The organism is Vibrio sp. 1249-1 (assembly GCF_033340495.1).
The window spans coordinates 1-666 of sequence record NZ_JAWOWJ010000618.1; the positions used below are offsets into that span (position 1 = coordinate 1).

At 50.2% G+C, this 666-nt stretch carries 2 protein-coding genes; both read right to left on the minus strand.

The window, feature by feature from the left end; all coding sequences use genetic code 11:
- The coding region (gene fliH / locus R7Z50_RS27965) for a flagellar assembly protein FliH (protein WP_318149816.1) at nucleotides 1-527 on the minus strand (527 nt) is incomplete at its 3' end.
- Nucleotides 528-530: 3 nt separating this feature from the next.
- A partial coding sequence (locus R7Z50_RS27970) for a FliG C-terminal domain-containing protein (RefSeq protein WP_318149817.1) occupies nucleotides 531-666 on the minus strand: 136 nt, incomplete at its 5' end.

Consider the following 666-nt stretch of genomic DNA (forward strand, 5'->3'; position numbering starts at 1 on the left):
TGAACCGTCACAGTCTCCGCTTTGCCCGGCATCGCAGACAGTGTTTCATCCACCAGCGCCAGAATTTGCTGTGGCATCAGAGTAAGCTCGGCACGAATCACCTGCTGAGCCACCTTCTGTACCAACTCACAAATCATGTGGCGTTGCTGCTGCTCTTTTTCACTTTGCCAGCGAGATAAGGCTTGGAACAAATCATTAACTGGCTTCGCCGCTTCTAAAAAGCCTTGCTTACCAGCTTGTTCACCAGAAACAAATCCTTTCTGGAAGCCTTCTTTCTGACCATCGAGTAAACCTTGTTGCTTACCTTGCTCGATGCCTTGGCGTAAACCTTCTTCATGACCTTGTTGCAGTCCCTGTTGGAAACCTGCTTCAAGTTGCTGCTGAATGTCCACTTGCGACTCTTGCCAACCTTGGTTGTCCAAGCCGAACTCTTCATCAACCGCAACTGGCTGAGCCAGCGGCGGAAAACGGTGTAAACGGTAACCACTTGGAGGCAGTCGCATAATGTTCGATCTTTGTTCTGCCATGCTTTATTCCACCGTTGGCTCTTCGTATAGAAGCAACTGAACTTCGCCCGACTCATCAAGCTCGCGCACCATTTGCATGATGTCTTGGCGTGCTTTCTGAACTCGACTTAGTGCAACTGCACCACGCGCTTCCATATCG